This is a genomic window from Bradyrhizobium sp. CCH5-F6, assembly GCF_001556045.1.
In the GTDB taxonomy this organism is placed as follows: Bacteria; Pseudomonadota; Alphaproteobacteria; order Rhizobiales; family Xanthobacteraceae; genus Bradyrhizobium.
The window spans coordinates 25497-38067 of sequence record NZ_LSIC01000083.1 but is presented as its reverse complement, the minus strand read 5'-3'; the positions used below and the strand labels follow the sequence as shown (position 1 = coordinate 38067).

Sequence of the window (12571 nt, the reverse complement as noted above, 5' to 3'; positions counted from 1 at the left end):
CTTCGAGCAGCGAGATGCATGATCTCTCTCGCTGTATCAACACGAACGGACGAGCCTTGCCGCCTGATCGCGTTTTGAACTGATCTAAGTTTGGCTTGTTGACCTCGGCCAAAAGCGCGGGGTAACGCATGCGAGGTACCAGCAGCCTCGTCATGTGAGAACTCTGTGAACACGCCAGCGGGAAAAGACTCTGCGATCACCATCATGGCCGAGGAGGAGCCCGTCGAGATTGGTTTCCCGATGGTGGCCGCCTACCACGGTCAATCCGCGCTTGCCATGGCCGCGATCGTATTCCAGGCGCAGCGGGCAGCGTTCGCCGTGCTGTCGCCCGGGAAAATTCCGGCGCGACGTGACATCAGTATCGTGAGCGGACACCCGGGTCCGGGTGTGCGGGACGCGTTCGAATTCGTCACCCGCGCCGTGACCCGCGGGGCCTATAGCGTGGACCGCACGCTGAGCGAAGCGAGATTGGTGCCCGGCCACGACATTTCCTACAGCTTTCGAATTACGCTCGGAGAGCGAACCGTCGAGATGGCGTTGCGGCCTGGGGTGTTGCCGGAGCGGTTTTTCGAGCTGGTCTTCGCCAAGGATCGCACCACAGCACAGGAGCGCGAGCTGAGTGCATTGAAGCGCTCCATCGCCGAGGATGTTCTGGCGAAGGATCCAGGCGCCCTCTTCACCATGCGTGCGAGTTGATGGATGAAGCCGGGACTTGCGCTCAGCTTCGGTTATGACGACGGGTCGCTGCGCGCCTTGTCGGACGTCAAAGCCGAGCTGCGGGACATCTATTCGCTGCCCGACATCGATCTGAACGATTTCAGTGTGCTTTTCGTGAGCATGCACAGCGACCAGCGCTTTCTCGCGACTCGTGCGGGCCAGATCGAGGAATACCTCGTTCGCGGCGGCGTCGTCGTGGCAAACGGTCACCACGCCTACTCCTATCTCCCGCGCATGGGAGCTTTCCACACCATCGACAATTACAAGCTGAGCGACATCACGGTCTTGCGCCTCGCCGAGCATCCCATCTGGCACGGTATTGACCCGCATGACCTGACCTTCCGCCGCGGCGTCTCCGGCTTCTACGGACGGGTCTGGCACGATGCGCCGCCGGATGCGCTGGTTGTTCATGCCCTCGGCCAGCCGAACCTGCCGCTCGACTTCATCTATCCGGTCGGTCGAGGTCACGTTCTCTTCCACGGAGGAAACGACCTCTGGACGTTCGGCAGCGAGGAGAAACAGCTGGCGCCCCGGATCATGCAATGGGTCGCAGAAGGACGAAACGTTCAATGAGCCTGGCGATCCTCGACGGCGGCACGTTTTATCACCACGCGGCCATTCACGGCCGGCGCTATCGAGAGCTGTTCGACAAGATCATCTACGCTCCTGAGCTCACGACGGATGCCTTGGCCGGCGTCACTTTCCTGATCGTGCCGGATCGCATCAATCCGAACGTTCTTCGCGCCCACCGCGATGTCCTGATCCATTTTGCTAAAGCCGGGCACACGCTGTTCGTGTTCGGCGAGAATCGCGCCGACGCGTGGCTGCCAGGCGTCACCTGGGCGGCGCGGCCGACAAACTTCTGGTGGTGGCTCGACAAGAATGCGCATCCACCGAACCGCCTGCTGGCGTCCGACCATGAACTGTTTCAGGCGGTGCCGTTCGAAAGCATGATATGGCACTTCCACGGCGTATTGACCCCGCCACCAGGGGCTAGGGCGCTGATCGACGTGCCGGCCGATCCTGAGGGCCGCGACAGTGGCGGAGCGCTGCTTTACGAGGATCGTGTCACGCTGCCCGGGCGGTTGCTCGTCTCGACACTGGATCCATTCTATCATCACGGCAGCAATTTCATGCCGGCCACCACGAAGTTCCTCGACGGCTTTCTGCCTTGGGCGAAGCGAAAGGCTGCGTCCCAAACCGATTCCGCCGACCGCTGATCTCAGGGCGTGTGAGGCTGACCCGGAGCCTTGCTCCGCAAGCCGTGCAACGGCACGATCGCAGAGGCCGTCTCCTCGTCCGCATGGACATCCACGCGGCGCACCGGGACCCCATACATCCGAGCGAGATTGCTCTCCGTCAGCACCTTCTCGGTCGGACCGGAGATGTGAGTGCCATCCCGCTGCATCAGCAAGGTCGTATCGGCGATACCGATTGCATGGTCCGGGTGATGGGTCGTGAACAGCACGGTCAGACCGAAGGAGCTTGCGAGACGCAGCAGCAGTCTAAGAACGACGCCCTGATTGGCCATATCGAGTGCCGAGGCTGGCTCATCCAGCACAAGGACCTTGCAGTCGCTGGCCAGTGCGCGGGCCAGCAGGACGAGCTGCCGCTGTCCCCCGCTCAGTCGGTCGTAACGCTGCTCCGCGAGCCCCACCAGACCGACTTCCTCGAGAGACTCATATGCACGTTCTCTGTCCTTGCGTCCCGGCGAGCTGAACCTGCCGAGATAGCGGCTTCGTCCCATCAGGACCATGTCGACGGCACTGTAGGACTGATCGGCCGTCAATGCCTGCGGTACGAAACCCACATGGCCGTCGATGTCGATGATTCCTTCCTTGAGCCTCAATGTTCGGCTGATCGCGCGCAGCAAGGTCGTCTTGCCGCAGCCATTGGGTCCGAGGATCGCTGCGATCCCGGCCGAAGGAAACGTTACGGACAGCTCGCGAAAGAGCCATTGCTGGGATCCGTAGCTGTGGCCTGCATTCTCGATACGGATCATGCTGCGCCGCTCTTGGTGGTGCGCCGGAGGAGCAGCGCGAAGATCGGCGTCCCGATGAGCGCCGTGATGATCCCGACCGGAATCTCGGCCGGCGTGAGCGACCGCGCCAGCGTGTCCGCTGCAACCAGGAAGATGGCGCCAAGGAATGTCGATACCGGCAGCAGCTGACGGTTGTCCGCCCCGACGAATATGCGCGCAAGGTTTGGAATGATGAGACCGACCCATCCGATCGTTCCGCTGACCGCAACTTGGGACGAGATCGCAAGACAAGCCGCGGCCAGAAGGATCAAGCGATCACGCCCCGGATTGACGCCGAGGGTTCGAGCCTCTTCATCTCCGAGCGAAAGGACGTTGACCCGCCACCTCATCCCGATGAGTACGCTGGCTGCGGCAGCGGTGCAGACCGCAATCAGGCCGCAGTGCAGCCAGGTCGAAGGCGCAAAGCTGCCCAGCAGCCAGAACACGATGACTTGCAACGTCGTCTCGGGATCGGCCAGATAGGTCACAAGTCCGACCAGAGCGGTGCAGAACGCGCTGACGACCACGCCCGCGAGCACGAGCGTGAGGATCGGCGAGAGATTATCGCTGCGATGGAGCGCAAGCACGGCGACGAGCGCCAAGGCGGCTCCTCCAAAAGCACCGATCTGGACGAGTGGGCCGAACCCGACGAGGAAGATGACGATGACGCCGCCGAGGGCAGCTCCGGAAGAGGCTCCGATTGTCTGGGGACCAACCAGCGGATTGCGGAAGATCGCTTGAAGCACTGCGCCGCACAGCGACAGGCCCGCGCCTGCGATGGCGGCAGTGAGCACGCGCGGCAGCCTCACCGTTTCGACGACGACTGCTTCCGTGGTTGTCCATGTCGCCTTGACTGCGACCAGGTGCGACAAGATGATCGACACCACAGTGCCGAACGGGACCTGATACCGTCCCGACGCTATCGACCACAGCAGGACGAGGATCAGGCCCGCGGCGAGCGCAACGTAAAGCAGGACGAAAGATCTTTCGTCCCGCGAGGGGAGACTCGTCGCCGATCGGGAGATAGCGCTTCCCATCAATGAGCCCGATAAGCTTCGTAGCCGGCCGAGCCGGCGTTATCCTTGAGAAACAGGATTCCGTCTATCTCCTCATCGGTGGGACTGTAATTGTAGAGAAAGCCGAACCAGCTCTTCACCGAGGCACGAATGCTCTCCTGCACACGTTCGGGATGCAGCAGACCGGCCAGCCAGAGCCACCCAAGGGCCGACTCGTGACTTGGCGGATCCCAGCGATAGCCCCCGAGAGGGACGCGGTACACGCGGCGTGCCTGAACGGCCTCGACGCCCTGCCAGCGCGGATCGCGATACAGATCGGACGGCATCGCGGAATCGAAGTTTCCAAGCAGGATGACTTGCGGATTCCACGCGAGGATCTGTTCAATGGTCACGGTGCTGATCGAAGCGGTGCCGCCGACCGCGTTCTGTCCGCCCGCCAGCTGAATGGCAAAATCCAGCGCCGTTCCTTTGCCGCTGACGCGCAGCGTGTTTGTGGCGCGATTGAAATAGAGCACGCGCGGTCGCTGCGTCGACGACAGATCGGCAAACCGCGACGTCAGCCACTGGCGAGTCTCTTCCTGCTTTCGAAGGAGTTCGTTGGCGCGGTCTTCCCTGCCCGCGATCTTCCCCATCAACTTCACGTACTCGACATAGTTCTCGAACGAGCCCACACGCATGCCGACGACGGGAATCCCGGTCCGGTCCAATGGTCCGATGACCTCGTTGTTGTTGGCCCATTGGAAGATCGCATCGGGCCGCAATGCGAGGATTGCCTCTACGTTCGGGGCGAAGTTCGATGCATCTCCGCCGGTCGTTATCGCCGTCTGGATCTTCCTGAAGCCCGGAAAAAGCTTTCCGAAAATCCCCTCCTGCATCGCGCGTGCGGCGTAATCGTTCATGCCGACGATCTTGCTGTCGCCGCCATCGATCGTCATGAACGTCGACGGAGCCGGGATCGGAATGATGACCAGGCGTTCCGGCAGCTGGCTGAACGAGAGCTTGAGGTTGCGCTGGTCGGTCAGATCGAGCGCGTTCGCAGAACCGAGCTCCCCGAACGCAATCACAAGGATCGTCGCCAAGCCCAGTGATGGTCTTACCCAATGCAACAGCGACAGCATGAAATGCAGAACCTCGGAGACGCCGAGGATCGTCTACCCGGCGCTGATGATACGGCTACATAGTCCAATGGAAGGAAGATTCAAAAGCAAAATGCGCGTCGTGCGCGGAGGTGCGGCTGCCGGAGATTAGAATCGTTCGAAGAACGAAGTGTCGTTCGATCGCGACGACGAGTGGCCGAATCCCGTGCAGCAAACGCTTGATTGGTGAGCAGAGCATCCAGTGAAATTTGAATCTCTCGAAACTCGACTTCGGAAGATGGCACAAGTGATTTTGGCACGATAAGACGCCCGAGGCTGGCTGGATGCTGAGGGATATCGTCGATGCTTTCGAGAACGATCGTTTTTGACTTTGGGAGGAGTTCACTTTTTTCGTCGACTTGGAGATGGAGTGTAGGGCTTGCTTGTGTGGCGGCCACGGCATCGAGCGTAGTCGCGGAAGCCCAGACGGCGGGTAGTTCATCGCAACAATCCGTGCTGCCGGCGGTGACCGTCGAGGCTGGAAAACCGTCGAAGCCTCGTCGCACGGCACGGCAGAATGCAACGCGCGCGGCGCGACAAACCCCGTCACAGGCTGTCCAGCCGGCACAAGGCGGGCAAGGTGTCGCAACAGCTCCTGAAGGCACGAACAGCGATTCCCTGAAGCCCATGGGCGGCAGGCTGCCGCAACCTGGAATTCCTCATCTTGCGGAGCAGAGCATCACGGTTGTTGACCGCGCGCAGATCGAGGCGACTTCGCCGACCGGCCTTCTCGATATTCTCGCTTCGGTCCCGGGCGTCTCGATCGCCCGCTCCGGCGGCATCGGTGGTCAGATCTACCTGCGAGGCTTCTCCTCGAACAGCTTCCGCTCGCCGATGTTCATCGACGGCGATCGCTTCCGTGGCCGCAATACGCTGCAGCTCAATTATCTCGCACCTGACGAGGTCGAGCGCGTCGAAGTGATCCGCGGTCCAGGCTCCGTCGTCTATGGCAGCGAGGCGCTGACCGGACTGGTCAACGTCGTGACCCGGTCGTACACCGGCGACACGTCGGGGCCATTCCGGTTTACGGGCGGCGGCTGGTCGACCGGCTACGGAAGCGTCGCCAATTCGGTCTCCACCTACGACTGGGTCAAGGGCGCCGGACAGGGCTTTGATTTCATCGGCGGCTTCGCCGGCCGCTGGGGCGGCGACTATCGAACTCCGCTCGGGACGGTGCCGAATAGCGACTATCAGAGCATCGGTGGCAATATCAAGCTCGGCTATACGCCCGATATCGGACACAGGCTGGAGCTCTCCTTGCGCTCCTACAGCGAGGTCGATGGGCGAGCCGGCGGCGTCGGCGGCGCGCCGGGTGCGCCATATCTCCAGGTCCGGCAGGACCCCAATCAGGTTCATTCGGCGCGCATCGCTTATTCGGGCGAACTCGACGGCCTGGTGAAGCACGTCGAGAGCTCATTCTACGTCAACTATTTCGACACGAAGCTCTCGACGATCAACAACACCATCAACGCCGCCGGCATTACCACCAGAACCGTCAAATCCACCAGCCACGTCATCGGCCCCCTGGTGATCGGGGGACGCTCGCTCGCCGAAATTCCCTGGCTCAGCCCTTGGGGTGCAACCAAGACGACGGTCGGTCTTGACGGCTTCCGGGAAGCACGGCCGGGCAGTGAGTTGACCTCCGAAACCATCACCCGCAATGGAACGACGGGGGCCGTGATAAGCGACGTGTTCTCTCCGTACACCAAGCAAGGTCCTGACACGACACAGTCCAACATCGGTGCCTTCGCCCTGCACGAATGGAAGCCGATCCAGCCGCTGACGCTTTCGGCGGGCGGCCGTTTCGACTGGTTCAACACGACCACTGAGACCTCACCGCTCGCGTCGAGCATTCCGGCAAACGTCCGGGCAGTCTATGCGAGCAATACCAACGTCGATCAGACGGCCCCAACGGGGAGCCTTGGCTTTGTCTACGCCATCCTGCCCACGGTCGATCTGCTCGGCAACGTGGCGACCTCGTTCCGCCAGCCGACGAACTCCGAGCTGTACGCTGTGACGGCCACCCAGCTTCCCAATCCGAGCCTGAAGCCCGAGAGCGGCGTGACGTATGAAGGAGGAGCACGCTTTCACACGTCCAACGCGGAGCTCAAGGTTACGGCGTTCGATACGCACTACGAGAACTTCCTTCAAACGGTCGCAGTGACGCTCAACGGCGTCGGGGGCTATACCCAGTCGCAGAACGTCGGCAAGGCCGAGGTCACCGGCGTGGAGTTGGAGGCTCGCTGGCAGATCACGCCGGCCGTCAACGTGTTCACGAATTTTGCCCAGCTGCGGGGCACCAACACGCTGACCGACAAGCCGCTGCCGTTTCTGGCACCGTATCGCGGGCGGGTTGGGATTCAGTACGCTGACCCGAGTGGCAGCTACTCGATTCTGGGTGTGGTGGATTGGGCTGCCAGCAAGACCCGGATCGACACGGCGCAGGAGTATACGACCTCGGGCTACGCCATTCCCAAGCTATATGCCACGCTTCAACTGGGGAAACTGGTATCTCCGCAACTCGGCGATACCAAGCTGATCCTCGGCCTGGAAAACATCTTCAACACGGCCTATGTCGACGCCTCGACGTTCGTGAACCGCTCCTATCCACGGAGCTTCACGAACCCTCTGGTGGAGACGGGCCGAAATTTCTCGGTGAAGCTGCAGCACACTTTCTAGCGGCCGCTACCTTTGCGCCACATACTCCGCCCACCCCTTCGCCCGCAGGGTGCACGCCGGGCACTCGCCGCAGCCATGGCCCCAATCGTGCTGCGCCCCGCGTTCACCGAGATAGCAGGTGTGCGAGTGCTCGCGGATGAGATCGACGAGCCCCTCGCCGCCGAGGTCATGCGCGAGTTTCCAGGTCGCAGCCTTGTCGATCCACATCAAGGGCGTGTGCAGCTCGAACTTTCTGGCCATGCCGAGCGAGAGCGCGGCCTGCATGGCGCGGATGGTCTCGTCCCGGCAATCGGGATAGCCGGAATAGTCGGTCTCGCACATGCCGCCGACGATGTGGCTGATCCCGCGTCGATAGGCCAGTGCCGCGGCGAAGGTCAGGAACACGAGGTTGCGGCCGGGCACGAACGTATTGGGCAGGCCATCGGCCCCCATCGCGATCGCGACGTCGCGTGTCAGCGCCGTCTCGGAGACGGCCGCGAGCGTCGGGATCGATAGCGTGTGGCTCTCGCCGAGCCGTGCGGTCCAATCCGCATGCAGGCTCTTGATGCCGTCGAACAACCGCTCGCGGCAGGCGAGCTCGATGGCGTGGCGTTGGCCGTAGTCGAACCCCAGCGTCTCGACGCGGCCAAAGCGGCTGAGCGCCCAGGCCAGGCAGGTGGTGGAATCCTGGCCGCCGGAGAACAGCACCAGTGCGGTCTCGGAGGAAAATGCGTCACTCATGGTGCGCGCTTTAGCACTGCGCGACCTGCTCGCCAATCGGTGGAAATCGGACTGTTCCGCCGCAGCAGGCTGGGACCGCCGGCCCGGTTTTGGCATAAGGTTGCCGACCCAGGAGCCTGCCCCGCAATGACCCCTTCCCGCGACATTTCCCGCCTGATCGAGATCATGGCAGCGCTGCGAACGCCGGTGACCGGCTGCCCCTGGGACCTCGAGCAGGATTTTGCGACGATCGCGCCCTACACGATCGAAGAGGCCTATGAGGTGGTGGACGCCATCGCCCGCGGCGATCTCGACGATCTGCGCGAGGAGCTCGGCGATCTCCTGCTCCAGGTCGTGTACCACGCCCAGATGGCCTCGGAGCAGAACGCGTTCGACTTTGGTGACGTCGTCGAGGGCATCACCGGCAAGATGATCCGCCGCCATCCTCATGTCTTCGCCGACAAGAACGGCAATCTCGCCTCCTCCCATGTCAAGGAGGTCTGGGATCGCATCAAGGCCGAGGAAAAAGCCGAGCGCGCCGCGCGCCGGCCGCCGGAGGATGCCCCGTCGCACAAATCGCTGCTGTCGGGCGTCAAGGCCGGCCAACCCGCTTTGACCCGCGCCATGGAGCTCCAGCGCAAGGCTTCCACCGTCGGCTTCGACTGGAACGACCCGCGCGCGGTCTTGCAAAAGATCCGCGAGGAAGCCGACGAGATCGAGGCCGCACTTGACCGCAACGATAAGCAGGAGCTGACCGAGGAAACCGGCGACCTGATGTTCGCCCTCGTCAACCTCGCCCGCCACGTCGATGCCGATCCGGAAGCCGCACTGCGCGCGACCAACGCGAAGTTCGAGCGTCGCTTCGCCTATATCGAGCGGGCGCTGCAGGCTCAGGGCCGCACGCTGGAGGACGCGTCGCTGGCTGAGATGGATGCGTTGTGGAATGCGGCGAAGGGTGAGGAGACGAAGGCGTCAGAGAGAGGCAACGACATGCGCCGGTAACTCCGCTGTCGTCCCGGCGTTCGCCAGTACACGCCGGTTATGTGGCGTGATGCGGCACGGCGTCGAACCTGTTCACCACGATATCCCGCTTGGTCTCGTCCACCCGCACCGTCATGTCGAAGCGACCGTCGTGCAGCTCCTTCGACAGCACCTCGGCGTTGCGGTGCAGCCAGCTGATGCCGGCGCCGTCCGAGGCGTCGATGGAGAGATCGAGCGTGGTGCGCTTGGCGGCGAGGCGTTCCTCGATCGCGGCGAGCAGTGCGTCGATGCCCTCCCCTGATACGGCCGAGACCAGCATCGCCGGATGATCTGCCGGCCTGCGTGCAGCGATGTTCAGAAGCTCTTCACGCTGCTCGGCGTCGAAGCGATCGATCTTGTTCCAGACTTCGATGATCCGGCCGCTGTCATCGGGGTTGATGCCGAGCTGGCGCAGCACCGCGTCGACATCGCTCTGCTGCGCCTCGGCGTCTTCATGGGAGATGTCGCGGACATGCAGGATGACGTCCGCCTCCAGCACCTCCTCCAGCGTGGCACGGAAGGCGGCGACGAGCTGGGTCGGAAGATTGGAGATGAAGCCGACGGTGTCCGACAGCATCGCCTTGCCGCCATGCGGCAAAGTGAGCGCGCGCAAGGTGGGGTCGAGCGTCGCGAACAGCATGTCGGCGGCCTGCACGTCGGCGCGCGTCAGGCGGTTGAACAGCGTCGACTTGCCGGCGTTGGTGTAGCCCACCAGTGCGACGACGCGGTACGGCACGCGCTGGCGGCCGGCGCGATGCAGACGCCGCGTCGCCTGCACCTTTTTCAGCTCGCTCTCGAGCTTGGAGATGCGTTCCTGAATCAGGCGGCGGTCCGCCTCGATCTGCGTCTCGCCGGGACCGCCCATGAAGCCGAAACCGCCGCGCTGGCGTTCGAGATGGGTCCATGAGCGGACCAGGCGCGAGCGCTGGTAGTTGAGATGCGCGAGCTCGACCTGGAGCGAGCCCTCCCTGGTCTTGGCGCGGCGGCCGAAGATCTCCAGAATGAGCCCGGTGCGGTCGAGCACCTTGGCCTGCCATTCCTTCTCGAGGTTGCGCTGCTGGATCGGCGACAGCGCGCAATCCATCACCACGAGCTCGACCTCCAGACTCTTGATCAGCCCGGAGATCTCCTCGACCTTGCCCTTGCCGATATAGGTCGCCGGCCGGATCTGGCCGACCGGAGCGATGATGGCGTCGGCAATGACGAGATCGATCGCACGCGCGAGGCCCGCGGCCTCGTCGAGCCGGGCCTCCGCGTCGCGCAGGACATGGCTTTCCGATTGCGCGTCGGCATTACCTGCGCGCACTCGCAAATAGGGGCCGATGACCAGCACCCGCCCCGTATGTGCCCCTGCCGACCGCGGACGGTCGGCATCCCCGCCGAAGTTCCGGGGTTCCAATCAGATCACTCTCAAGCCGGCTGGTCCTCGCCGCCTTCGAACAGCTGAATCGGAGCGCCCGGCATGATGGTCGAGATCGCATGCTTGTAGACGAGCTGCGAGTGACCGTCGCGCCGAAGCAGCAAACAGAAATTGTCGAACCAGGTCACGATGCCCTGGAGCTTCACTCCGTTGACCAGAAAGATCGTCAGTGGCGTCTTGGTTTTGCGAACGTGATTAAGGAAGGTGTCCTGCAGGTTTTGTGCGCGGTCTGCCGCCATTGTTTTTTTCTCGCTTTGAGTTTCTTTTTATTGCGCCGGTTGCGGCCCTCTTTGTGAATAGCGGGGCCTCTTCCGGTTGCCGTCCCTCATGAGATCCCCCTCGGAAGGAACAGCACTGCAATTAGAGGACAGGTGGACCCTTTAGGCAAGCCGCTTCACGCGGCAGCCCCTGCCGATGGCCCCGAAAAACTACGGAAATCGATGATTTTCCTCGCTGATTCCTGATGTCCGACCGCGCGCGGCCATGTCAGCCGACGCCAAGGGCCTTCAGCTTCCGATGCAGCGCCGAACGTTCCATGCCAACAAACTCGGCCGTGCGAGAAATATTTCCCGAGAAACGGCTGATCTGCGCAATCAAATAGTCGCGCTCGAACACCTCGCGTGCTTCGCGCAGCGGCAGGCCCATGATGTGCTCACCGTTGTTGCTGGTCGGCATCGCCGGCACCATGGAGCCGACGTCCTGCGGCAACATGTCGGCCGTGATGATGACCTCGGGCCCTCCGGCCGCCAGAATCATGACCCTCTCGACGTTGTTGCGGAGCTGTCGCACGTTGCCCGGCCAGACGTGGGATTGCAGCACGGCCATCGCGTCCTGACCGATCTGGCGCTTGGGCAGGCCGCTGCCGGCCGAGATCTGCTCCATGAAGTAGTCGATCAGCTCCGGAATGTCTTCGCGTCGCTCCGACAGCGCCGGCACGCGGATCGGCACCACCGAGAGCCGATGATAGAGGTCCTCGCGGAAACGGCCGGCCGCGATCTCCTCTTCGAGATTGCGCGCGGTCGAGGAGATGATGCGCACGTCGACCTGCACCTTGGCGGTGCCGCCGACGCGCTGGAACGACTGCTCGACCAGCACCCGCAGAATCTTGTTCTGGGTCTCGCGCGGCATGTCCGCGATCTCGTCGATGAACAGCGTGCCGCCATGGGCCTCCTCGAGCGCGCCGGGCTTGCGCGGCTGCTCGCCGTTGGACTGCTCGATGCCGAACAGCTCATGCTCCATCCGCTCGGGCGTGATCGCGGCGGCATTGATGACGACGAAGGGACCGTCGGCGCGGCCCGAGGCCGTATGCAGCGTGCGCGCGGTCAATTCCTTGCCGGCGCCGGCGGGACCGACGATCAGGATGCGGCTGTTGGCCTTGGCCGCGCGCTCGATGGTCTGGCGCAGCTGGTTCATGCTGGGCGAGCGGCCGACGAGCTGGCTGGCGCTCGGCGCGAGCTGCTTCAGCTCCTTCACCTCCCGCTTGAGCCGCGAGTTCTCCAGGGCACGATTCGCAACCAGGATCAGGCGATCGGCCTTGAACGGCTTCTCGATGAAGTCGTAGGCGCCGCGCTTGATCGCCGCGACCGCGGTCTCGATGTTGCCGTGGCCGGAGATCATCACGACCGGCAGATCGGCATTGTCCTTCTTCACCTGCTCCAGCAGCTGCAAGCCGTCGAGCTTGGAGCCTTGCAGCCAGATGTCGAGAAACACCAGATGCGGCCGGCGATTGGCGATCTCGGCGAGCGCCGTATCGCTGTCGCGCGCCGTCCGGGTCACGAACCCCTCGTCTTCGAGAATGCCCGCAACGAGATCCCGAATATCGGCCTCATCATCGACAATCAGAATTTCACTTGCCATGGGTCGC

At 63.0% G+C, this 12571-nt stretch carries 12 protein-coding genes; 5 read left to right on the top strand and 7 right to left on the bottom strand.

What is annotated here, in order from left to right; all coding sequences use genetic code 11:
* Window positions 1-165: 165 nt before the first annotated feature.
* Genes AX729_RS15360 through AX729_RS15350 form a run of 3 tightly spaced genes read left to right on the top strand, consistent with a single transcriptional unit; the run spans window position 166 to window position 1937 of the window.
* The gene (locus tag AX729_RS15360) at window positions 166-696 is read left to right on the top strand and encodes a hypothetical protein (protein ID WP_245325209.1); all 531 of its coding nucleotides are present in this window, start codon (window positions 166-168) and stop codon (window positions 694-696) included.
* A 3-nt stretch (window positions 697-699) separates the two neighbouring features.
* On the top strand, window positions 700-1290 hold the full coding sequence (locus AX729_RS15355; RefSeq protein WP_061024419.1) for a hypothetical protein: 591 nt from the start codon (window positions 700-702) through the stop codon (window positions 1288-1290).
* Complete coding sequence (locus tag AX729_RS15350) at window positions 1287-1937, top strand: hypothetical protein (protein WP_061024418.1); 651 nt, start codon at window positions 1287-1289, stop codon at window positions 1935-1937. The genes AX729_RS15355 and AX729_RS15350 overlap by 4 nt, the downstream gene beginning before the upstream one ends.
* A gap of 2 nt (window positions 1938-1939) precedes the next feature.
* On the opposite strand, the gene AX729_RS15345 is transcribed toward AX729_RS15350, so the two are convergent.
* The 3 genes from AX729_RS15345 to AX729_RS15335 are packed head-to-tail and all read right to left on the bottom strand — an operon-like array spanning window position 1940 to window position 4871.
* Window positions 1940-2719, bottom strand: coding sequence for an ABC transporter ATP-binding protein (locus AX729_RS15345; protein WP_061024415.1), 780 nt, complete (start codon window positions 2717-2719; stop codon window positions 1940-1942).
* Entirely contained in the window at window positions 2716-3774 is a 1059-nt protein-coding gene (locus tag AX729_RS15340) for a FecCD family ABC transporter permease (protein ID WP_082770442.1), read from the bottom strand. The genes AX729_RS15345 and AX729_RS15340 overlap by 4 nt, the downstream gene beginning before the upstream one ends.
* Window positions 3774-4871 (bottom strand): ABC transporter substrate-binding protein, encoded by a 1098-nt coding sequence (locus AX729_RS15335; protein ID WP_063817252.1) that lies wholly within the window; start codon window positions 4869-4871, stop codon window positions 3774-3776. Before AX729_RS15335 ends, AX729_RS15340 begins: the two co-directional genes overlap by 1 nt.
* A gap of 645 nt (window positions 4872-5516) precedes the next feature.
* Between AX729_RS15335 and AX729_RS15330 the strand changes: the two genes are divergently transcribed.
* Complete coding sequence (locus AX729_RS15330) at window positions 5517-7568, top strand: TonB-dependent receptor (RefSeq protein ID WP_245325207.1); 2052 nt, start codon at window positions 5517-5519, stop codon at window positions 7566-7568.
* Window positions 7569-7574: 6 nt separating this feature from the next.
* On the opposite strand, the gene queC is transcribed toward AX729_RS15330, so the two are convergent.
* Window positions 7575-8288, bottom strand: a complete 714-nt coding sequence (gene queC, locus AX729_RS15325) for a 7-cyano-7-deazaguanine synthase QueC (RefSeq protein WP_061024409.1) — start codon at window positions 8286-8288, stop codon at window positions 7575-7577.
* 126 nt (window positions 8289-8414) lie between these two features.
* On the opposite strand from queC, the gene mazG reads away from it, so the two are divergent.
* Complete coding sequence (gene mazG / locus AX729_RS15320; RefSeq protein ID WP_061024407.1) at window positions 8415-9269, top strand: nucleoside triphosphate pyrophosphohydrolase; 855 nt, start codon at window positions 8415-8417, stop codon at window positions 9267-9269.
* A 37-nt stretch (window positions 9270-9306) separates the two neighbouring features.
* Here mazG and hflX read toward each other — a convergent pair whose 3' ends face one another.
* From hflX to ntrX, 3 genes are all read right to left on the bottom strand, one after another.
* On the bottom strand, window positions 9307-10686 hold the full coding sequence (gene hflX / locus AX729_RS15315) for a GTPase HflX (protein ID WP_061024405.1): 1380 nt from the start codon (window positions 10684-10686) through the stop codon (window positions 9307-9309).
* A gap of 11 nt (window positions 10687-10697) precedes the next feature.
* Window positions 10698-10946, bottom strand: a complete 249-nt coding sequence (gene hfq, locus AX729_RS15310) for an RNA chaperone Hfq (protein WP_007591126.1) — start codon at window positions 10944-10946, stop codon at window positions 10698-10700.
* Window positions 10947-11193: 247 nt separating this feature from the next.
* Window positions 11194-12564 (bottom strand): nitrogen assimilation response regulator NtrX, encoded by a 1371-nt coding sequence (gene ntrX, locus AX729_RS15305; RefSeq protein ID WP_061024403.1) that lies wholly within the window; start codon window positions 12562-12564, stop codon window positions 11194-11196.
* Between the last annotated feature and the right edge of the window lie 7 nt (window positions 12565-12571).